16 protein-coding genes and 2 pseudogenes are annotated in these 20,055 nt (G+C 50.2%); 10 read left to right on the top strand and 8 right to left on the bottom strand.

The features are described 5' to 3' along the window. Positions 1-171 precede the first annotated feature (171 nt). Positions 172-876, top strand: a complete 705-nt coding sequence (locus AB9F27_RS13075) for an HNH endonuclease (protein ID WP_369757829.1) — start codon at positions 172-174, stop codon at positions 874-876. Between the two features lie 787 nt (positions 877-1,663). Here the strand turns inward: AB9F27_RS13075 and AB9F27_RS13070 are convergent. The 7 genes from AB9F27_RS13070 to AB9F27_RS13040 all read right to left on the bottom strand — a co-directional run bounded on the left by AB9F27_RS13070 (position 1,664) and on the right by AB9F27_RS13040 (position 9,821). Beyond that, positions 1,664-2,017 carry a hypothetical protein gene (locus AB9F27_RS13070; RefSeq protein WP_369757828.1) on the bottom strand — a complete coding sequence of 118 codons (354 nt, stop codon included), beginning with the start codon at positions 2,015-2,017 and terminating at the stop codon, positions 1,664-1,666. After that, entirely contained in the window at positions 2,007-3,503 is a 1,497-nt protein-coding gene (locus tag AB9F27_RS13065) for a YfjI family protein (protein WP_369757827.1), read from the bottom strand. Before AB9F27_RS13065 ends, AB9F27_RS13070 begins: the two co-directional genes overlap by 11 nt. Next, entirely contained in the window at positions 3,500-4,375 is an 876-nt protein-coding gene (locus tag AB9F27_RS13060; RefSeq protein ID WP_369757826.1) for a toprim domain-containing protein, read from the bottom strand. The genes AB9F27_RS13065 and AB9F27_RS13060 overlap by 4 nt, the downstream gene beginning before the upstream one ends. Positions 4,376-4,810: 435 nt before the next feature. Then, a complete protein-coding gene (locus AB9F27_RS13055; protein ID WP_369757825.1) occupies positions 4,811-4,996 on the bottom strand; it encodes a helix-turn-helix transcriptional regulator in 186 nt (61 codons plus the stop codon). Between the two features lie 766 nt (positions 4,997-5,762). Next, positions 5,763-6,827, bottom strand: a complete 1,065-nt coding sequence (locus tag AB9F27_RS13050) for a DUF4365 domain-containing protein (RefSeq protein ID WP_369757824.1) — start codon at positions 6,825-6,827, stop codon at positions 5,763-5,765. An 833-nt stretch (positions 6,828-7,660) separates the two neighbouring features. After that, entirely contained in the window at positions 7,661-8,221 is a 561-nt protein-coding gene (locus AB9F27_RS13045; RefSeq protein WP_369757823.1) for a hypothetical protein, read from the bottom strand. 388 nt (positions 8,222-8,609) lie between these two features. Next, complete coding sequence (locus AB9F27_RS13040; protein WP_369757822.1) at positions 8,610-9,821, bottom strand: tyrosine-type recombinase/integrase; 1,212 nt, start codon at positions 9,819-9,821, stop codon at positions 8,610-8,612. A gap of 341 nt (positions 9,822-10,162) precedes the next feature. Here AB9F27_RS13040 and AB9F27_RS13035 point away from each other — a divergent pair, with 341 nt between their 5' ends. The 7 genes from AB9F27_RS13035 (at position 10,163) to AB9F27_RS13005 (ending at position 17,313) form a co-directional block, all read left to right on the top strand. After that, on the top strand, positions 10,163-11,479 hold the full coding sequence (locus AB9F27_RS13035; protein WP_369757821.1) for a DUF6538 domain-containing protein: 1,317 nt from the start codon (positions 10,163-10,165) through the stop codon (positions 11,477-11,479). 347 nt (positions 11,480-11,826) lie between these two features. Then, complete coding sequence (locus AB9F27_RS13030; protein ID WP_369757820.1) at positions 11,827-12,801, top strand: hypothetical protein; 975 nt, start codon at positions 11,827-11,829, stop codon at positions 12,799-12,801. Between the two features lie 96 nt (positions 12,802-12,897). After that, entirely contained in the window at positions 12,898-13,101 is a 204-nt protein-coding gene (locus AB9F27_RS13025) for a MerR family transcriptional regulator (protein WP_369757819.1), read from the top strand. Positions 13,102-13,221: 120 nt separating this feature from the next. Then, entirely contained in the window at positions 13,222-14,082 is an 861-nt protein-coding gene (locus AB9F27_RS13020) for a toprim domain-containing protein (protein WP_369757818.1), read from the top strand. Then, entirely contained in the window at positions 14,079-15,587 is a 1,509-nt protein-coding gene (locus AB9F27_RS13015; protein ID WP_369757817.1) for a YfjI family protein, read from the top strand. The genes AB9F27_RS13020 and AB9F27_RS13015 overlap by 4 nt, the downstream gene beginning before the upstream one ends. 509 nt (positions 15,588-16,096) lie before the next feature. Then, positions 16,097-16,876 carry a recombinase family protein gene (locus AB9F27_RS13010; RefSeq protein ID WP_369757816.1) on the top strand — a complete coding sequence of 260 codons (780 nt, stop codon included), beginning with the start codon at positions 16,097-16,099 and terminating at the stop codon, positions 16,874-16,876. 116 nt (positions 16,877-16,992) lie between these two features. Further along, complete coding sequence (locus AB9F27_RS13005) at positions 16,993-17,313, top strand: transposase (RefSeq protein ID WP_369757815.1); 321 nt, start codon at positions 16,993-16,995, stop codon at positions 17,311-17,313. A gap of 71 nt (positions 17,314-17,384) precedes the next feature. Here the strand turns inward: AB9F27_RS13005 and AB9F27_RS13000 are convergent, their stop codons facing one another. After that, positions 17,385-18,290, bottom strand: coding sequence for a hypothetical protein (locus AB9F27_RS13000; RefSeq protein ID WP_369757814.1), 906 nt, complete (start codon positions 18,288-18,290; stop codon positions 17,385-17,387). 270 nt (positions 18,291-18,560) lie between these two features. Here AB9F27_RS13000 and AB9F27_RS12995 point away from each other — a divergent pair. After that, positions 18,561-19,475, top strand: a pseudogene (locus tag AB9F27_RS12995) (tyrosine-type recombinase/integrase). 6 nt (positions 19,476-19,481) lie between these two features. Continuing rightward, positions 19,482-20,042, top strand: a pseudogene (locus tag AB9F27_RS12990) (transposase zinc-binding domain-containing protein); the annotation flags it as partial. Between the last annotated feature and the right edge of the window lie 13 nt (positions 20,043-20,055).

Genomic DNA, 20,055 nt, shown 5'->3' with positions numbered 1-20,055 from the left:
ATAGCGATTGCCGAAAGACAAACAAAATAGCCGCTTTGATTTCCCCCTAGACAATCGCGCAGGTATTTGGTCGATTTCATAACGCTCAAGATGTGCCTTTAGTTGGATTTAATATCTGCCGCCGAGTAAGACTTGCATCTTAAAGCTGAATAACCAACTAGGAGAACCTCTATGAATCGGCCAAACACCAGACCAGATACCCTCTCAGATCTACTGCAGAAAATTTCCAATACTGATATCGAAGAAGGGATCGCTGAATATCAAGAAGCTGATGACTTAGACGCGTGGATGAGGGAACTAAATGCTGGACGAAGCAGGCGGTACTTTTTGATTTGGCATGGTGAAAAGTTGGATGCAAAAGCGATAGGCAAGGCAGCATTGCGTGCCAAAAATATCCCTCATCAGAATTGGCATACCGACCCAATTATTGACATGCTGGAAAGCAACGGGTTCGCAATCTGGGACGTTGAGCGAGACGGCGATTTTGATAGCTCCGCTGCAAGAGCATACGAAACCGCAAGACGTCTCGCGCGGCCGGGTCAACTGCAATTCAGACGCGATGCCCTCGCCCTTTGGGGCAATCGCTGTGCCATCTCGGGCACGACTCTAGTTACAGTTCTGGAAGCGGCACACATCGTTCCACACGCACAATCTGGAGAGATGCGTGCGGCAAACTCGATTGTCCTGCGAGCAGACCTTCATCGGCTATTCGACGCAGGTTTGATTGCGGTGGACCCAAAAACTTTGAGCGTCACAATGCAAAAAAATGTCAAACTCGCTTACCCTGACCTGCAGGAAAAGATGCTGGAACTTCCGGAAGACGGACCGTCCGCATCCAAATTTCAAGAACGTTGGAACGAGTTTAATGCGGGATAGGTTTGATCTGCAGGCCAAAATTTGACAGCAACATAATAACAAAAGTCTTATGACTGGAAAAGATACGGGCGGCCTCCGGCATGTGCGCCAAAACTGGAGGGATCAGGCAACAGTGCAGTTTGGCCTGAAGAGTGGGTGCATTGCCGAAAGCTGACGATCAGGAAGCTGAAATTGAAAGGCTGAATCGAATGCCTGTGCAATCCACTAAACGTCATGGCGCGCGTGTAGCGAATGGCAGGTACGACTGGCCGCAGTGCAGCATCCCGAAGGCACGATGAACGGCAGCAAAGGGCAGCAAGCGCCAAGTTAGCCGCAATCAGCAGCCAGTGCAGATGTCAAAATGACCAACTGCCAGCTACTAATTTCGCACGGCTCGTTTAGTGAATTCCATCTTCAACGAATTATTGCAAGCAGCATCAATTCAACAAGATTATTGAGAGCAACTCCGCCGCATACCAATCATCGTTTGACAACAGAATTATGGGTAGATTTTAAACGGTTTTGTAATTTGTGAAGGCAAATAAGAACCGCGGAATCCTTCGGATAATTCAGTTATCACCACTAGCTGTTCCCCTTTCGCATTCAAGCCATAATCTTGCGATTATATAGGAAAAGCTCTCAAGATGTGCTCGCTGTTTTTTTTGTGACGAAATCCATTTTATTTAAGCTGATCATGAGGTTTGGGTTGTATGCTCCGGCACGTCTAAACCACACCGAACTGACCTTGTTGCGCCTATATCTGGGGAGTTTGATAATTAGGTGCGACTGCACGAAAACCTGTGACGGTTCACTTTTCAATAACGTCATTCCATTCCCGCGTGAGACCATTCCAGTGCCGTCCATTTTGCCCATTCCGTTCCCATTCGTTCAGGTCCTGCCATTCGGCCATTGAGACTATGCGCCCCGTCCATGTTTTGGGCCAGCCACCAATCGACACACTATGAGGATAGGCTTCCGGATGAGGATAGGCTTCCGGCTGATGTCTGTGTGCCGGAAAAGTATCTAGTTTTGACGAGTGGGGGAGTGCGACAACGGCGACAACGGCGACACAAGGCTTAAGAATTGAATTTTCTCGTTTTTGGGAAGGGGGCGCATTGCCCCCCTCGATTTCTGCAAGTGCCGTTTGCACATCAAACCACATCTTGATGCCTCACAATGCGCCATGCCTCTTTTCGTGCTGAACCATTCACCACAGTGCCGGGTTCCAGTCGAACAAGCCATCCGTGGTCTTCCAAGAGTTTTATCGATGCTTTCGCCTTTTGGCTCTCACGCAATGCCCGAATAGGTGCAAGTCGCATAACATCGCGAATGACAATCTCGGGGAATTCCCACGATTCTAATAGCCATTTTCGTAATACTTCAGCCCGTTCGATGTCCAAAGATACGGTCGCCACATCTGACAGGCGAAGGGCCTCGCCTAGGTAGAATTGGGCCAGTGTGATAGCGTTCGCCATATAATGCGCGGAAACCTCGGGTGCGTTCAGGTCGCCCCAAAGTGTCAGTACAGCTGCGATGCGCGCCGCCTGTTCCGCCGCTTTTGACGCGGTGCCTGTGACATACGCCAAGTCTCCACCCTTGGCTTGTTGCTTCTCTATCGCATCGGAAAAGCGCACCAAAAGCGATCGAGCCGCTGGGGCAAGGGGTAGAATGCGTGGCGTCAATTCTCGAGTCTCAGGGTCCATTGGCATAGGAGCGTTCAAAATGTGTTTCAATTTGCTCGAGAAGTCAGCAAGTGCGGCATCGTTTCGAGTTGTTCTAGCATGTAGTCTAGTGCCGATAGTGCTAACCGGTTCACATATTAGAAACCTTGGCAAGAAACCCGTATCCGCTGCCATTGGGTCAGACATGAAAGCCCGTGCTACAGAGGGTTGTACCATAAGGTGTACGGCTAATCTTCGCCCAAAAAGCGTCAAAGAGCCGTCGCCCGCCCGCGTGCGCCTGATCGGATTTCCCTGCCAAAGATCATTTAGTGCTGCTAGTGTTTTTTGCCGGTTCTCGTGATTCATGGCGTATCCACCAAGGAATTGCCCACCTTCATCCGAGAATATACCAAGTGACGGTTGTCCTTCGGCAAACTTGCGGGTCAAGCCCTCAAAGGTCGGTTCTGTAACTGTCCGGTCAGAGGATGGCGGTAAAAGCGGTTCAGCACCTAACGCGTCGAGATTGGCTTGCGCCTCGTTACGCTTCTCCCCTTTGTCCGATTTTGCTTTCTGCAAAATGCGGTCTCGTTCGCCTTTCCAAAGGGCTTGGGCGTTTTGTGCTACGATTAAATCATTTCGCCATGCGCAGGCTTGCTCTCGTTCGAAATCGCGCAGAGCGGCCATCAGCAGGGCGTCGCAGCTCGATTTTCTTTCGCCCGATTGAGCGATGGTTAGGGCGAATAGAGAAAGGGGGCGGTCACCACCCAGTGTTTCGACATTGGCATGGCCCTGTAAAGCCAAGGATGCTTGAGCCAGGGCCGATTGTGCCGGAATGGCGATGGGAGCAAGGGTCATGCCACAAACCGTTTCCACAGGGTTGCGCAGCGGTCCAAGGGAGGCCACAGGATATGGTTCGCCTATTGGAAATTCGTGCAATAGGGGGTGTGGCCCTTCGGCCTTGAACGGGATGGGTTGCGGTGCGTTCATAAAGCACCTCCTTTCAAAAAATCGTTCCAATCCAGCCCATTGGGGGCAGGGAGTAAGGCCACATTCCAGCCAAGAGCCGTTGCTCGCTCAGCTAGGGCGTACGATGCCTCTTTGCCCGCTTTGTCGCCATCGGAAGCAATCGTCAGTTGCGATGGATGCTGGGGCAGGCGCAAAGATTTCATTCCAGAGGTGGATAATGCGGCCCAGACGCTTGCAGGGCCGCGAAAAAGGCCACTTGCTAGACTTAGAGAAGTTTCGATTCCTTCAGATATGATAAGCGGTCCTTGCACCTCTGAAAGGCGAACAGCTCCACCCGCACATTGACCGAGCATCGTTTTTGAGGGCGTCACTGCGGCCTTTCCTGTACCATCCGGCGCAAGATAGGTGCGATGTACTGCGAAGCTTTCGGCCCCCTCGATCATGGCAACCAGTGCCGGATACCGCTGGGCGGATGCGTGCCAGCATGATGGAGAAAAACGCAAAGACTCGGGAAGGAAGCAGGTGATGCCGCGCTTTCTTAAATAGACCTCTGCCAGAGTGCCCGCTATGGGTTTTGCCTCGGTCCAAAGGCGTCTTGCCTGTGCTGCCCTTGTGGCAGCATCAGTTTGTTTTTTCGCCCAACGTTGCGCTTGTACCAATGGATTCGGCGTCGAGTCACTCCTGCCCTGATCTATTAGTCCGCGTCTGCGTAGGGCGTCCAAAACCTCTGTGAACGTACATCCAGTGTGACATTTCACTAATAGTCGGTTGTCCGTTCCTTCGGCTAGCGACAGGGCAGGGGTCCGAGTGTTGTCGTGTGCAGGGCAATAGGCCAGCCCGTAGCTTCCGTGCCACCTGCCGCCAAGATCTTCCGTAAGTCTTTGAATATCCATGATTACCCCCATCCTTCGCAGGCCAGAGGGGCTACAAATTTCGCTTGTGCCGTGGTATGGCCATAACGAATGCATAAATATGAGGTTTGATGTTCGCTCATGCGCCTCGTCGGGTGAGTGCCCAATTTTAGACAGTCGTATGCAATGTCCTTGGGTGCATGATACTCAACCTTTTTGGGCCATTTGCATTTCTTAAGTTGGACGTGAATAATTGCCCTGACTGGCCAAACGTCAATATCTCGGAATTCGTTTTTGAGTGCTGCAATGCGCTGGTCAAAAAGCGCATTGTAGCAGTCAAAAACCTGTACCGAATTTCTAGAGAAGTGGTCGTATACCATTTAAAATACCTCATGTTGCATTTGCAAAAGAGGGCGGGCGAGGCTATAAATAATGTGTGAATATGGCCTAGGCCCCGCCCTGAACAGCGGGGCCATTTTAATTGGCGTTGATTTTTGCTCGATCCGCAAGCCATGCCGAGATTGAGCTCCCCGTCCAACCAACAGCACGCTTACCGATGCGAATGGGCTTCGGGAAAGTTCCCTCGGACATTTGTTGGTAGATCGTGCTGCGCGATAGCCCTGTTTGTTTCTCTACTTCTGGGCGTCTATGGATAGATTCCATCCTATTTACCTTTTTCATTTGTTGAATGCCAAATTTTCCCATTGGAAAACCTGCCAAAAAATGAGAGAAAGGAGACAGACCATGGGTTAGCAAATTCTTGGCCTATCTCGGTGACCCCCTTTAGCGACGCCAATCGCTAATCTAGGGGGGCACCGCACGGATTGTCTCGGTTCTTACCGTACCTGTTAGGCATTGTAGTGAGAGTTGCAGTGCAGCGTAAGGGGCGCGGCGTAATAATCGGTTTTTTTACGCCAGAAGCCCACGCGGAAATTTTTTTGTTAAAGTACAGTATCTTGCGAGTCTTTGTCTAAAGCGGGGCTTCGTAAAAAAACTTCTATAGAATTGATTGATAACTGTGTGGAAGACCATTGTATGGCGAAATATGTGGAGCGTTCGCTAAAAATATTGACCAATGAATTGGGCGATCACGGTTGGAAGTACCTAAAAAGTGCCGTGCGCGAATCATTCTGATTAATTCTAACAATCAAGATGGCGCTGTTTGACGTGGAAATATAACTCATTCATCTTTCCGTCATTTTGTGCTTGGATCTGAGCCCCAAGTATTCTCCAGTTTTGCTCGGATCCTTGGGGTTAGATTTTTGGCCTTAGGCGGCCATTTTGTCCGACTCGTTTATGTAGGAAAGTGAATGCATTGTGGTCTTCCATTTGCACCAAGCGGTCCTAAGTCGATGGATTATAGCGCGTTTTTGTACCCATATGACGCCTAGGAGATTTTGTGCCAGAGTGTAAGTAGTATTTGAATGGCCTAAGTTTCTCGTAGTTTGAGCGACTGAATGTAGACTGCGTCTGCTCTATTGGGCCATTTCATACTGCAATAGTCACGTTCTTCCTCAGGGATAAACAGGACTCCAGCCTTAGTTTCGAACGCAGTTTCAATTTGGGAAATTTGGAGCCAAATACTCATAGAATCCAACTGAGCATGCGCTTCTCGAAAGCGGCAATACCAACTCAATTGGTGGAGACCGAGTTTATCGAACTGGCTTGCCAGATCAAGCGACTTAGCGTGGTCGGGGAACCCGTCATAGAGACCGAGCAGCCCGTCGAGGCCGGCAAGAGAGTAGGAGTCGCCCCTTACAACCATCTTTAATACTTGGTCTGCATCCAACTTGTCGCCAAAACGACGAGTAAGGTCGGCTAGGATTTTCCCAAACTCTTGTGAGCCTATTCGAGACAGGTGCGGGCCTCGTTTGATCAGATTGTTTATGGCCCCATTGAATATTGAAACGTGCCCCCCTTCACCAAGATGCTCAAGGAGACCCGAAGCCAATTCCATTGCCTTCTGATCATACTTTGATGAAAACACTTCAAAAAGTTTCTGGACGGCCATCAACTGAGCGCCGTTAGTCACGCCCAGCGCTATCTCTGGAAGCTGATGATCGAATGAACGATTGAGCGCGTTTTCTCTGGGAACCTTAACCAAAACACTTTTGGCCCCGTACAAGATATCTTCCCTGCCGAGTATGTACTCCTGCAGCCAAAGGTAGTGGATTTCTTTGCTGAGGACGTTCACCAAGAGAAGGATTACCGGAACTCTAAACTGGTTAGCGTACTTGAGATAATCCGTCTTTAATCGGATATAATAACCGCGGTCCCTGAGAATCGGCTTGAGCGTTCCTTTGACTTGAATTTTCACGAGTGCGCCGGACAATTCTTCGACGCCATTGATGATGTCGATAAGCTCTGCTTCCAGATCAACCCCAAAGTCATGCGACTGGGTTCTACAAATCCAGTTTGAAGAATCTAGAAAAGCTCCTTGGGCGAGGTGTTCGGCTTGGTCTCCGATCCTCTGAGAAATAGATCGTTTAGGCAAATGTTCTTCCTACGATATGCAGTAGCTCGAAAATTATAGCTACAATTGGGCTTAGTTCTTTAGTGAGGCAATGATCATCCGGACAAAAAGCCGACAACACCTTACCCAGGTCTCCTGAAAAATCTCGGAGGTCGTTCAAATTGCAGAACAATAACTAAGGTGAATCTATCCAGTCTTAAAATTTCGAAACACCTTTTCAAAGGAACCACGAAGCCTAATCTCCAAGTCGGGCGTCATAGGCGACAAACCAATTTCGTATTCTTTCTTGTGGCGAGAGAAAAGCCGGTCCACCGATCCAGTGTTTTGTGTAGACACAAAATATCGGTTATTTGTGTAGATATCGTCGACCAAACCAAGAAAGGAACGGCCAAGGTTTACCCCTAAACTACTACTGAGATAGTATTTGCATTCGATCGCCATAAGTACCTTACTCGATCGCGGGTTTACGTTTTCACTTCGGCATATAGTGGCCTCGTCTGAATGAATTACAGCGACATCACATTCATGTTTTACTTTTGACTTTCCCGATACAAATATGCCGACGTGTGCCTCAAGCGTAGGGCGTCCAATGAAGTGTATTTGAGCGTGGCAGTAATCATGCGTTGTCGAGAATATCGATGAAGGCGCTGTTCGAAACCAAAAGTTACTAACTGGGGAGCCGGACCGTGTAATCAATTGAATTGTAGCTCCCTCTCGTTGTGCTGCCTCAAGGACCAATGCCCAAATGTAGCACTCATAGAGGTCGTTCCCAGCGGATGTTCCCGAAAGGTTGGCGCTTTTAGCGGTTCCTATTGCTGTAGAAATATCATTCCACATATCTGCGCGTAGTGGCATCAGATTTCCTCAACACTAGTTTTAAACTGGCGCAATTTCAGCCCAGCTTCTTTAGCTAACTCTTGGAGAAGCTTTCCCAGCTGATCTGTTGCCGCTGCCGATTGAGCAACATTTTCTCGATTTATGTGCCGCACTGCACCTTCAGAGTCACCGCCATCGGCGAGAGAAATCTTAGTAGGTTCAGCTTTTCCACTATTTTCTGGCGAAGAAAATTTCTCGATATTGTCGAGAAAGCGTGATGCCATCATTTGTGGGGCCATAAAAGCTAGGCCGAGAGTCTCTATCAAAAGATCGAATTGTTCAACTTTAGTAAATTCCTCTTTGCCAACGAAGTCACCAGAAGTGGAGGTTCCAGAGCGAGGAGTACCACTGACTTCATCGAGACCAGGGCTTTGCTTGTAGGTCAACTTTCGGTCGATCGCCCGTCCTGATTCAATCTCGGCGCGCCACTGACCAATCAGATCATTGACCCCGGATCCGTTTGGCTCCAAATTTTTATCCGTCAGCGCATCCAGTATTGTTGCGATCAATCGATCAGCGTCGTCTTCACTAATGACCATTCTATAGTAAACTCCGCGTTTTTCAGAACAACGTAAAGTTATGACTGCAATCGTCGGGATTGCAAGGCAACACCTTCGTTCAAAAAATTATCCACCAATTAGAACTCCGTGACCTTAGGTGAAAAAAAATCTTGAAGGGCTTTTGCCCTGTTTTTGAAATAGTAGTCGACATGCACTGAATTGATCAGGCCAAATAAAGTGTTGGGAACCGACCCTGCAACCTTGTTGTCAATGCCGTTGTAATGTGGGGTCCTTTCGATTGCAGTGCAATCCGCCGCGTTATCCGCTCGTCGGAACAGGCGTGACCAGAAAGTAGCAAAGTTGATCTGACTACAGGAAATCGCTTTGAAGGTTTCCAGCGTTCGTGTCCTTATTCGTTTCAAGTCTTTTAGACGGCCCTCTCTGAAAGAGAGATAAAATTTGCCCAACTTTCCATCATTATGCGCCGTTTATCAAACAAATCCGATCGGGCGTAAGCTTGCTCCACTGCGTCGCCCAACTTATGCGCAAGAGCGGCTTCCGCGACTTCTCTCGGGAAGTTTGTCTGTTCTTGCGTCCACGTACGGAACGAAGTGCGGAACCCGTGGACGTCCACTTCAAAGCCATGTTCTTTCACAAGTTTGGATAAGGTCATATCTGAAAGCGGTTTGCCCATTTTTGTGCCTACAAACACGAGGCCAGTATCATCAATCATTGGCTCCGCCTCTCGTAGAAGAGTGAGAGCTCGTTCTGAAATTGGGACGCGGTGCGATTTCTTTGCTTTCATCCGCTCGGCTGGAATTTCCCATGTCGCCATTGTCGCCGTTGTCGCACTGGACGCCCCATGAAAATCAAACTCTGACCATAATGCCCCGCGTACCTCGCCAGATCGCGACGCAGTCAAAACAAGAAATTCCAGAGCCAGTTTGGTGGTGATCCCAGCACCTGATGCTTTGATAGTGCGAAGACAGCTTTGCACTTCCTGATAGGGTAGGGATTTCCGATGCTTTTGCACTTTTGTGATTTTGGGCAGGGCTTGTGCAATTGCATCCGCTGGGTTGTCTTGGCTCCAGCCCTGCGCAACCGCCCATTTCATTACGGTGCCAATACGTTGCCGCACACGCCGTGCGGTCTCGGGCTTTTTCGTCCAGATAGGTGACAGTACAGCCAGCACATCGGAAGGTTCCACATCACCTACTTTTAGATTACCCATGCGAGGGAAAGCGTAGGTTTCCAGCGTGCTTATGAATTGCGCTGCGTGCTTCACATTGCGCCATGTTGGCTTATGCAGTTCGTGAACTGTTCTAGCAGCCTGTTCAAAGGTTAACATTGCAGCGGCTTCTTTTTTTGCGCGCATTGGGTCGCCACCCGATCGCGCCAGCTTCCGATTCTCGAGTGCCGTTTCCCGTGCTGCCGCCAAGGATACCAGCGATGGATTGCCTAACCCGAGCTCACAGCGTTTGCGGCGAATAGTGATGCGCTGCACCCATTGCTTGGTCCCGTTCGATTTCACGCGTAGGAACAAGCCATTCCCGTCGAAATATTTTCCGGCTGTCGTGACCGATTTCACGAATTGCACTGTCAATGCTTTTTCAGGTTTGCGGATACCACCAGTGGTCATCTTTGATCCCCCATAATATCCCCCACCTAATGGGGGATTGTACAGGATTGTGTAGGAACGTATAGGATCAAGTATGGAATTATTACCTTTATTTATAATTGGTTGTGGGAGCCTTTCGGAACGGGTTGGAATGTACGAAGGCGGACTGCTCCTCCGCCAGAACCTTCCCTGAGCTTTGGTATGGAAAACGAGAAATCTTTCGTTAACGCGCTGGTTTTAAATGATTTGTGCAAAATTTTCCTTTTGAAGGCAGCAATTGCGTCAAGTAAGAATGCAGGATTGCTTCGAGTTTTGGTGCACAGGTTGGTACACAATTAGGTACACTTGTCATTCTGCGCGTAATGCTGATAACTGTTTGCAAAGTCACAATAGCGGCGGATGGAATGAAAAGCTTAGAACAGCGTAACGGAATTTATTCCATGCGAAAACGGGTGCCTATCCGATACCGACAGGTTGAGGAGCGCAAGATGATACGGTACTCCCTGAACACGGATTCCAGGCAAATAGCAGAAGAAAAAGCCAGAAAGGTTTGGGACTATCTCATTGCCACGTGGGAATTGCGTCTTGAGGGGGATTCCGACAGCGCGGAAAGACGATACCAAGCCGCGATCAACATCGCCAAGAGCAAAGGCTTCACCTATCTGACCGCACTACAAGTGGTTCAACTCCCGCTCGAAGAAGTTCTGAAACGAATAGAAGCGGCCACCGACAAATCAGGGAAAATAAACGAAACCGAACTTGCCGCCTTGGCTGGAACCGTTGATCCGCCCGCATTAACCTTGAGCGGGGCATTGGACGCATATTGGCCCATGGCGCGCGATATGGTGCAGGGGAAAAGCGATTTGCAGATCAGACATTGGCGCAATCCTCGGATGAAAGCATTCAAAAACTTCATCGACATTGTGGGTGATCTTGAGTTGGAACAAATCACCCCAGACACGATGAATGAGTTCAGGAGCTGGTGGATGGACCGGATCGAAGGGGAAGGCGTCACGCCAAATTCGGCTAACAAGGATTTCACCTATTTGACATCCATTCTGCGCAAGGTGAACCGCGCCAAGGGGCTTAACCTCACACTTCCATTTGATGGGTTGAAGATAAAGGAAGGTAAGAAATACGCGCGCCCACCCTTCTCGGATACGTGGATCAGGGAAAAGCTTCTCAAAGCTGGCGCCATGGACGGATTGAACACGGAAGCGCGCGCGATCCTGTTGGGCATGATAAACACCGGATACAGACCCTCCGAAGGGGCTTGCCTCACAAGCGATCAAATCAGGCTTGATCACAACATCCCTCATATCATCATCCAACCAGTGGGTCGCACCCTCAAAAATCACCACTCGGAGCGCACAATACCCTTGGTTGGGGTGAGCCTAGAATCGTTCAGGGCGCATCCCCAAGGGTTTCCGCGATATGGGGCAGATAGCGCTAGCCTGTCAGGCACGATAAATAAGTTTTTGACCGAGAACGGATTGCGTGAAACGCCCAAACATAGCGTCTATTGCTTGCGTCACAGTTTTGAAGACAGGTTATTAGCCAAGAACGTGCCCGATAGGCTTGCAGCCGACCTTATGGGACATGCGCTTGTGCGCGAACGCTACGGATCAGGGGCGTCGCTCGAACAAAAGTTCGAGGCAATCAACGCTATCGCTTTTTGAGGTCTATAAAAGTGATCTCCATAGCGGTGAATATTGCTTTTTTCTCTAAAAAAGATCCAGTAGTGGGCCCCTAGTACCTATTAAAATCAACCATTCTAGAGAGACTGAATGAGGTCGCTTTTGGACAAGACGCCTCGGCCCCCTTAATTGCACAAAGACTATCCGCTGGATGGATGCTTCTATGTTTTCAGCACTTTGGAAGTGGGAAGTTAGCTATAATATGTACATAACGTGGGGACTGTTTTAATTACGCACGTTCTGATCCATTGAGGCGCCATAAAGACTTGATGGAGCTCCGGTCGCCGTATGTTGCCGGAAGCAGCGCTGGAATTGTAAGGAGAAATTTAATGTTTGCACCCGTTGGTTATATCCCATTGATTGACTTGTTCGAGGCTGCCTACAACGAAGATTATCAAGCTCATGAATATCTGGATCAAGCGGATCTATTTTCTTCTAGGTTTTATGCAGATATGCCTAACGACATAGTAAAACAGTGGATAATGGACTTTTGCAAAGAAGAACTTCACCTAACCAAAGATGGCTCTTTTCCAATTCGAATAAGTCACATTCCATTTACCCGTGGGGTATTCCGCTGGGGCGCTATGTGCAGCCATTTTAGTGAAGATCTCATCATAACCCTTAAGCTAACTGATGAATTGATGGCTCAACATGACTTATGTGAGGAAGTCTCACGAAAAGATGCCTCAGATTTCTCAGAGCGGGGTGAATTCTTTTCTGATGCGGTTAACACGGACTGTGAAATAAACCTTGAGCAACAAGTAAATGGAGATGAAATAGCCCAGAGCCTCGATTCCACGTATATCGATAAAATCGGGCATGTCAGCCCAAAACTTTTTTTAGACTACCGAACCGGTACCATTTCCATGAAGCTGTATGACCATCTTTCAAAACTGGACGATGAAGCTGATGAAGCTAAGGAAATATGCTTATTTGAAGACATGGTATCAGTAGCCGGCGTTCTAAGGCAATTTGACGGATATGCGGTTTGTATCCCAGAGAGGCTGTATCATGAAGGCTGGAAAGATTTTTGGAACATGCGAGGTGAAAAAGAACTCGATGATGACAAAACTCAACTTACATTTAGTGGACTTGAGGACCAATCCGAACAAAGCAAAAAAACAGAAAGGATGGTGGAGAGAGAGTTTTGCCTGTTCCTAACAGAAAATGGTTGCCCGAAGATAACGAAAGAACGCTTCGCTGCAAAGTTTGCTAGTGGATTGAAAGTTCGAGCGCAGCAGCGAGTTTGGGCGAAAGTGGCACAGGATTTCCCATATTTATCCAAGCCGGGGCGTAAATCGTGACACTGTTTCGAAACGCTAATTTAATCGTGACACCTATTTAAGCCGAAATACGCGTTGTTAATTGGGAACCATAATTAAACCTATGGAGATAACCCCATGACAGCCTTATTTGACGAAGAACGACACTATCAAGTGACGGACCCACTTATCCTTACGTTGCTTGGAAGCCGCGAGAAGCAGGCTCAAATGCGCCATCATGGACGCTCGCCTGCCTTTTACCGTCAGGGCCGCAAAATCATTTATCAAGGTTCAGATCTAAATAAATGGGCAAATGCCCAGCGCATCGAGCCTTCAAAATAAACGAAAACCCCATTCGGATAAACGGGGTTTTCGAGGGATACTTTAGACTTGTGATAGAGTTTTAGTGTACCAGACCCGTTCCGAATTTCAAACCAAAACTGAAATGAAGGAATAGTATAAATGGATATCCAATCACTCACGCTTAGGTTGGGGGGCACATATCACAATGGTAAAGGCCAGGCGCCGTGCCCGATCTGTCAGCCTGAACGTAGAAACGATCAAAATGCTTTAAGCCTGTTACTGCAAGGAAACAGAATTCTCGCCCATTGTTTCAAGTCGGAGTGCAGTTATGCGCAAATTGCATTGGCGGCAAAGCTGCCCACAAGAGAGGCTGGCTATGAGTTTGAAGCCCAGAAAGGGGCGGTCAAAGTCTTCACCAAATGCCAGCTTGCCCAAACAAGGAGGGCGCGCACTTTATGGAAAGAAAGCAGGCCGATACAAGGCACCGAGGCGGAGGCATACTTGCAAGGTCGCGGTATATCAATTCCGCTTCCAAAAAGCTTGCGCTTTGTTCCGGATATCTATCACGGACCATCTAGCAGCAAGTGTTGTGCTATGGTTGCTAATGTCGAACCATGCGGCGGGGTGCATAGAACATATTTCACGCATGGAGGCGTGCGTTTAGCAACCTTTGCGAAGATGATGTTAGGGCCTTGCAGCGGTGGTGCTGTTGGGCTTTCCAATGGCGACGGGCCCTTGATCGTTTGCGAAGGGATTGAAACGGGGCTAAGCCTGTTGCAAATCTTCGGCGATCGCTCCCCCACTGTTTGGGCTGCCTTGTCCACAAGCGGCATTAAGGGCTTAGAACTCCCTATGCTGGCCCACCGCTTGATCATTGGTGGTGATGGTGATGAGGCTGGCAAACGGGCAGCAACCAGTCTTGCATGGCGAGCGACAGCGCTGGGCTGGTCTGTTTCATTGATGCTAGCTCCTAGGGGGAAAGATTGGAACGATGTGCTTGTCGCTGGGGCCGCATCATGAACAAAACTGCATCAAAAATCACTCCGTTTCTTGGGAATGCCCCACAACCAATAATCAGAGAAATCCCCGAGGGAGAAGAATTCCCGGTTGAAGCACTAGGCCCTCTCAAAGAAGTGGTACTTGGCGTCCACGACAAAACCCAGGCACCCATTGCTATTGCAGCACAGTCAGCTCTGTCGATTGCATCTTTGGCCACGCAAGCCTTTGGAAATGTGGAGACAGAAGGCCGAATTTTTCCCTGCAGTTTATTTGTCCTAACTATCGCACAGTCGGGCGAGCGTAAAAGCAGTTGTGATAAACTATTGATTGAGCAGATCAGAGTGTATGAGCAGGATGCTCAAAAAATATACAACGCAGAAGTGGAGCGGCACGCCATTGATTTAAGGATTTGGGAAAAGAAGAGAGAAAAACTCTTAATGGACGCAATGGATGGAAAAACTGCAGATAAGCAAGCTGCTGCAAATGCGGAGCTAGAAGCATTCCACCCGCAACCGCACCCGCCTCGCGCGCCCAACAGAACGGTCACAGAGCCTACGTTTGAGGGGTTGGTTAAGCTATATGAAAAAAGCCATCCGTCACTCGGGTTGCTCACAGATGAAGGAGGAGGTCTAATCGGTGGCCACGCCATGAATAAAGACAATGTGTTAAAAACGTGCGCTGGGCTGTCTAGCCTATGGGACGGAGCACCAATCGTAAGAACGCGTGCGGGCGATGGCAGCCTGACGATGTATGGGCGTAGGTTGGCTATTCACATCATGGTGCAACCGGTCGCCGCTCGCCCAATGCTGGCTAACCCTGTTGTTGCTAGTCAAGGTTTCTTGGCGCGTTTCTTAATTTGTGAGCCCCCAAGCACGATTGGAACAAGAACGAGGCGCGGGTATGATCCGGTAAGTGATGCACAGATCGCAACGTTTGGTGCAAAGCTTCGCCTGTTGCTGGAAACTGAACCACCTTTAAGGAAAGATTCAAACAACGAACTTGATCCGCCTGCTTTAACCTTATCGGATGAAGCAACAGACAGGTTGTGGTATTATTTCAAAGCCACTGAAGAAGGGCAAAAAGCGGGGGGCGAATATTCAAGCATATGCCCTTTTGCGAGTAAAAGTGCCGAGCAAGCTGTTAGAATTGCCGCTGTTTTGACTTTGTGGGAAAACGTGCACGCTTCTGAAATCACAGCCCATACCATGGGAAACGCTATTATTTTGGCGCGCTACTATCTGATTGAAGCCAAACGTCTCGTCGACTCCGCTTTGGTTTCCGAGAAAGCTAGTAGGGCTGAAATGTTGCGACTATGGCTTCTTAACAAATGGGCGGACAAGGAAATTTTACCGAGTGACGTTGTAAAGCACGGCCCAAACTCCCTACGCGACACCAAGAAAGTAAAAGAAGCTTTGGCTGTTGTGGAAGAACATGGTTGGATCGTTCGTATCCCGCCGGAAACTGTTGTTCGAGGTGCCCATCGCACAACGGCATATAGGATCGTTCGTGTTGCAGAATCTGGGTGATGCTCCGGATGAGATCTGATTTAATGTAGGGTAATTTAATGTAAGTTTGGGTTTGGCGGCCCGCTATTCCTGCTATTCCTGCTATTTTGGGGGCCACAGTGGCAGACATTTATCGCAAAATAGCGGAAATAGCAGAAATAGCAGTGCTGCCTTATCTTCTAGTTTCTTGAGAATGGGACGCAGACATCACTTCAAAGCATCATGACTGTTATCCATTTCCGTGAAGTAAAGCTGATCCAAAGTTTGTTCTAAAAAGCCTTACCGCGGGCATTCCAAATATCGCCTGAGGTGCCGAGTAGATTGATGATGATGGAATTATTCTCCGCCCCCCTCCCAGACGGATCATATGAAAAAATGCGTCGTGACGCAGATTGTCACTATGTGGATCCTTTTCAGGACAGAGAAACCCTCACGAAACGAGTTTACACGATGAAAAATACTGACATTCATTTCATATTTCCTCGCCGAGGAGATCGCATATACTGGTCGCTCTCCGAGAGCGCGCCTTTATGAAACGCCTCATAGCCTATTATCGCATCCCCGCTGGCGACCAGGCCCACCATCATCTCAAGAAACAGGAGCAGGCCGTTGTGGCTTGGATGTCCTTTCATGACAAACTTGTTGGGCAATTCGTCGAGATCGAAACCTATGGAGAACGATCCCGACCACAATTAGCACGCGCGTTAATCAAGGCGAAGGAAGAGAATGCGACGCTCCTTGTTGCCAAACTCGGTCGCCTTGACCTTTCGCCGGTATTCCTCTCGACATTGCTGGAGAGCCAAGTTGAAGTTGCATCAGGAGACGTTCCGAGCTTCCATCAGAAAAAATTGATCATGCTTTTGGAGCGAGCCCGGCGCCGAAGCCGTATTATTTCTGGCAAGACTGCCGCGACACTCGCGTCAGGGAGGGCCGACGGAAAGTCGTCGCGGTCGGTTAAATCCGCGCGACCCACCGAGGCCCGATCTGCAGAGAGATATCCCTCAGCAATAAGCGGGGCGTTAAAGAATGCAGAAAATGCGAATGTCTTTGCAATGTCCGTAATGCCCTCGATAGCGGAACTATTTGAACGTGGACAAAGCCTTCACTTTATCGCCGATGCTTTAAACGACCGCAAAATAGCCACAGCCCGTGGTGGTAGATGGTATCCAACGACCGTTCGTAATATTCTGAAACGGAACATCATAGTGCTTTGTCGGCAAGAAACCTCAATCGAGCCTACCATCACGGAAATCGCTGCAGTACCGCCGAAGCCGTGGCGACGAAAATCGCGAGGCCAGTGGGCGTTTTAAAAGGGGTTTCAAAAACACATCCTTGCGGTCTCTTTAACGGTATTGACAATTCTGAACTTCGTCCCTGTTCCCGGACATTGGGGTACTTTACCCCCAGTCCGGGAACAGGGCACCAAATGGGACAACATCGAAGAACGTACACTGACGATTTCAAGGCAGGCGCGGTTGATCGGCTTTATGAGCCAGGAGCGACACAGGGCAGCGTAGCCAAAGAGCTTGGCATAACAGGCACGCAGCTAAAAACGTGGCGGCTTGAGATAGAAGCGTTTGAGTCAACTGAAGCGAAGCGTCGTCAAAAGTCAGATGCGGCAGAATTGGATCGTTTGCGCAAAGAGAATAAGCGTCTGGCCCAGGAAGTGGAGATTTTGCACCACTCGTATGCGTGCTATTTTACAGCGATGGGCGAAGATTGCTGCATTAACCCAGCCGCATACTAAAACAACGAGGCGTGCCGTCAATATCGGCGCGCCTTTTCTATTTACCCCCGTTTCCGCGAAGACAGGTTATATCACCGGACTTGAACCTGTGTAACGATATCTATCCACTGCTGGACGGCATTTGCGTCCTGTGGTCGCGCCATGTAGTCCCGCAAGGATCGAAGAACGGCTAGCTGCCGCGCTTCGCCCAGTGTCACTTCCATGATCGGTGCAAGCACGTCACGGTGCACACGATACACTTCCATCAATTCTCCGTATTCGTCGTCTGCCGCAGGTTGCGTCCGGGGACGTCCGCGCCGTGCATAGCCTTTCCCGCGTTTGACTTTCGGTGCACGGGGCTTGTCCGGCATATTACGCTTTGAATATGCAGCGTGATCGTCTTCACTATCTGCAATCCACGTCCTAGGAGCCGCGCCCTGCGCTTTTAGGTACTTGGACATATCAGTGGGGCGTAAACCGGCCTTAGCGACTCGTTTTGGGAGTCCCTGAGTCAATGCTTTGTGCCACGCACCGTCGTTCCGCGCGTCGATCTGCGTGCGCCGGTATCTCCAGCGCAACCAATCGACGACGGCGGGGGGCAGAGCGTCTATATCGGTGCCGCCAATCGCTGCCCTAAATGCGTCTTCGTGGCCCCCTAGGTCGATAGTTGTTCCGGGCAACCAAGAGTTCTTCTTCCATTGGTCGCCAAGCCGGTTCTTAGCGCGCCGTGCCTCGGCCCGGTTCCATGTTTCGGCACTCACCCGGCCCGACATGAAACCCTGATGCAAGCGCTCGTGGTGCTCGTTCGCCGCTTTCGGACCTGCATGGCTCAAGCAGCGCCCAGCGCCCTCTCGTAAAGGCGGGTTCGGGCAGGCAGCCCCGGTGCGCAGACGTGCGCCGCATATCTGAGCATGGGGGTTCCCGCGCCGGTAGGGAAGCGAGCTTTCCCGAAATGCGGCTTCGTGTTCTGGTGAATGAAATCTAGTGTGAATAGTCATGGTTTGCCTCGATGAACAGCTAAGGGATCATGGGTGTTATAATATAACGCTTTGCGATTCAGAGCCAGCCGTTCTTTGCTTTAGACTACCTTCAACAACGGGTGCCAAACATTCCTAAATATTGTTACTTTCGGCCCAAGCACTAAATCGCTTCGCGATAGGGCGCTTGTGTCGGCTGTTGCGGTAGATAGGAATATGTTGCGCGTGTTTTGATGTCGGGTGTGTAATGTTGGTCGAGGTGATTTTGCCTCGATGACAGAGGGTTTTCACATGAACATTCAGCATTCCACACCAACGACGCCCCTTCGTGCGCGCATGATCGCGGATATGTCCGGGCGCAATCTCGGCCCTGCATCCCAGACCAGTCACTTGCGTGCATGCAAGCGGTTTGCGGCCTGACTCGGGCGGTCTCCGGAGACGGCGACGCCGGATGATTTGAAGTATTTCCAACAGCATTTAATCGAGAGCGGCACCAGCATCTGCACGCGGAACCAAACCATGACAGGCGTTAAGTTTCTGCTCCGCGTGACCCTGCGACGTCATGATCTGGTGGCCGAGGTTTTCCATTTGAAGGAACCGGTAAAGGTCCCGCTGGTCCTCAGCAAGAAGGAGATCAAGCGCATCTTGGCCATGGACCCAAGCCTGAAGGCCAAGGTCATGCTGTCGCTGGCCTATGGCTGCGGATTGCGGGCGGGTGAGGTCGTCAAGCTGAAGGTTGGCGATATCGACAGCGCGCAACAAATCATCCGCATCATGCAAGCGAAGGGCCGCAAAGACCGTAACGTCATGCTGCCCTCGGACATTCTGGGGCTGTTGCGCGCGTGGTGGATAGAACGTCCGACCGGTCAGGATAAGGATGTGTCACCACCCGAGCGGATCCTCTTCCCCGGATATCGTGGCAAGCACCTTTCAGCGCGGCAGATTTCGCGGCTATTCAAAGAGACCGCGCGGGAAGCCGGGATCACCAAACCGGTCACGCTGCACACGTTGAGGCACAGTTTTGCAACCCATCTGTTGGAGCGCGGCGTGGATATCCGCGTCATTCAGGCCCTTTTGGGGCATTCCAAACTGACGACCACAGCACGCTATGCCAGCGTCGCCACGGGTATGATCGCGGCAGTGGACAGCCCCCTAGATGATCTGAATGGGGCCAAGCGGAAGAAGGGCAAGCCTAAGCCTTCATAAGCCACCATGTCCGGCCCATCACTGGAGGTCGCGAATATCTTCCGTGACCATGGTGCTGCCTGGCGTGCGGCAAACGCAGGGCACATCAGCCTGAACCAGTTCAAAGTCATGAGTGCGATCGTGCGATGTCGAACGGCGGCACTTGGCGGACATGTCGCGCGGTGCGCCGACTGCGCGCATGAGCACATCGCCTACAATTCGTGCCGCAATCGTCACTGTCCAAAGTGTCAGGCGGGTGCGGCGAAGACATGGCTGGCAGCGCGTGAGGCAGAGCTGCTGCCCGTGCGGTATTTCCATCTGGTCTTCACTTTGCCAAAGCAGATTGCTGACATCGCATATCAGAACAAACGCGAGATCTATAATCTGCTGATGTGGGCGAGCGCCGACACTGTGGTCAAAATCGCCGCCGATCCTAAACATCTGGGGGCAAAGGTTGGCATAACGTCGGTCCTTCACACTTGGGGATCCGCGATGACCCACCACCCGCATGTCCATATGATCGTTCCGGGCGGGGGCTTGTCTACGGATGGCGCAAAGTGGATCGCTAGCCGCAAGAACTTCTTTCTCTCCGACAAACCCT

Origin of the sequence: Falsihalocynthiibacter sp. CO-5D18, assembly GCF_041205445.1 — a bacterium.
GTDB classification, from domain to species: Bacteria; Pseudomonadota; Alphaproteobacteria; order Rhodobacterales; family Rhodobacteraceae; genus Falsihalocynthiibacter; species Falsihalocynthiibacter arcticus.
Note: the sequence above shows the minus strand (reverse complement) of the source record. Positions and strands in the feature narration are given on the sequence as shown.

Bases quoted from the DNA above. Each gene is read 5' to 3' on its own strand.
- AB9F27_RS13020 (WP_369757818.1), top strand. From the start codon at position 13,222: ATGGATATCCAATCACTCACGCTTAGGTTGGGGGGCACATATCACAAT.
- AB9F27_RS13065 (WP_369757827.1), bottom strand. From the start codon at position 3,503: ATGAACGCACCGCAACCCATCCCGTTCAAGGCCGAAGGGCCACACCCC.
- AB9F27_RS13055 (WP_369757825.1), bottom strand. From the start codon at position 4,996: ATGGAATCTATCCATAGACGCCCAGAAGTAGAGAAACAAACAGGGCTA.
- AB9F27_RS13070 (WP_369757828.1), bottom strand. From the start codon at position 2,017: ATGTGGTTTGATGTGCAAACGGCACTTGCAGAAATCGAGGGGGGCAAT.
- AB9F27_RS13040 (WP_369757822.1), bottom strand. From the start codon at position 9,821: ATGACCACTGGTGGTATCCGCAAACCTGAAAAAGCATTGACAGTGCAA.
- AB9F27_RS13025 (WP_369757819.1), top strand. From the start codon at position 12,898: ATGACAGCCTTATTTGACGAAGAACGACACTATCAAGTGACGGACCCA.
- AB9F27_RS13060 (WP_369757826.1), bottom strand. From the start codon at position 4,375: ATGGATATTCAAAGACTTACGGAAGATCTTGGCGGCAGGTGGCACGGA.
- AB9F27_RS13015 (WP_369757817.1), top strand. From the start codon at position 14,079: ATGAACAAAACTGCATCAAAAATCACTCCGTTTCTTGGGAATGCCCCA.
- AB9F27_RS13005 (WP_369757815.1), top strand. From the start codon at position 16,993: ATGGGACAACATCGAAGAACGTACACTGACGATTTCAAGGCAGGCGCG.
- AB9F27_RS13075 (WP_369757829.1), top strand. From the start codon at position 172: ATGAATCGGCCAAACACCAGACCAGATACCCTCTCAGATCTACTGCAG.
- AB9F27_RS13010 (WP_369757816.1), top strand. From the start codon at position 16,097: ATGAAACGCCTCATAGCCTATTATCGCATCCCCGCTGGCGACCAGGCC.
- AB9F27_RS13045 (WP_369757823.1), bottom strand. From the start codon at position 8,221: ATGGTCATTAGTGAAGACGACGCTGATCGATTGATCGCAACAATACTG.
- AB9F27_RS13035 (WP_369757821.1), top strand. From the start codon at position 10,163: ATGCTGATAACTGTTTGCAAAGTCACAATAGCGGCGGATGGAATGAAA.
- AB9F27_RS13000 (WP_369757814.1), bottom strand. From the start codon at position 18,290: ATGACTATTCACACTAGATTTCATTCACCAGAACACGAAGCCGCATTT.
- AB9F27_RS13030 (WP_369757820.1), top strand. From the start codon at position 11,827: ATGTTTGCACCCGTTGGTTATATCCCATTGATTGACTTGTTCGAGGCT.